At 37.5% G+C, this 520-nt stretch carries 1 pseudogene; it reads right to left on the bottom strand.

Annotated elements, in window-relative coordinates:
• A pseudogene (locus tag R7Q11_RS29290) lies at positions 1-148 on the bottom strand (D-fructose-6-phosphate amidotransferase); the annotation flags it as partial.
• Positions 149-520 lie beyond the last annotated feature (372 nt).

Genomic DNA, 520 nt, shown 5'->3' with positions numbered 1-520 from the left:
CATGAAAAAAGATCTGAGCAATTGCATCTTGATGTTCCCACAACGCCGTAAGCGCGAAAAGATCGAGCATCACACCAAGTACACCAAAAACAACTGAAACCACGATCGCTAATCCTAGTAGCTCTCGAATAAAAAATTTGTATGCCATCATACTAATTCCTTCTAGCAATATTCGACCTTACGTTACGCCCCTCATCACCTATCTATTTTGATTATTATCAACTTCATTTCACTACGAATAAGAACTTAGTTTTATAAAAAAGCGCTTGTATAAATGGGGAAAGTGGTTGCAAAGCAACCACGTTGTTTAGCTAAGTAGAGCCGAAGTTAATGGAGTTACTGCTTCGCTGCTACACTTGAGCAATAGATTTAAAAATAGCTTTTTAGGAATCCATATCACATTATGAATTTCCCTTTTTTACATTGACCCCGTCATTACCAAGCAATGACATTTGGTCTCGACTCTGAGACTAATCTTCGATGTTTATCAGCAGTGTAAACACAAGAGGTCAATATGAAA

Source organism: Vibrio sp. 970 (genome assembly GCF_033339075.1).
This window is presented reverse-complemented; position numbering and strand designations above follow the sequence as displayed.